Source organism: Gardnerella sp. CCPDSM (assembly GCF_056754715.1).
On record NZ_JBQEQO010000083.1, the window covers coordinates 1 to 408 of the forward strand.

At 37.0% G+C, this 408-nt stretch carries 1 pseudogene; it reads left to right on the plus strand.

The annotated features are described in order from the left end of the window. Positions 1–408 (plus strand): annotated as a pseudogene (locus ACTJLE_RS06645) (hypothetical protein); the annotation flags it as partial.

A 408-nucleotide genomic window follows, 5' to 3' on the forward strand; every position in this document is an offset into this window, starting at 1 on the left:
TTTAACGCTCCTATGAGCTTGTGGCTGACTGATAGTGAAAAAATGCAGCATGTTGGTGATTTTTTCTACGACACGTCAACCGGCTACGCTTACAGGCTTATTGTTAAGCAGGAAAGTTTAGCCGTAAAATTTAATGAGAAGTCGCATACGGAATCAGCTTTTGACGATTTTGTAGACATTTTTTACAAGTATGAGGATAAAATTTACGCTATACCGGGTTTAACTGGTGAAAAAATTTCTGGCGCAACAGTGTTTGTTCCATCAGGCGAGTTTTGGCTACATTTTAGAACTAACTGGTCTCCGTTTGACAATTATGGTTTTAAGATTGATAGCATTAAAAAAGAGTATTCAGGAGAAATTTCAGGATACGTGTCTAAACTGCCTGAAGATATTAACATTATTGAGGTT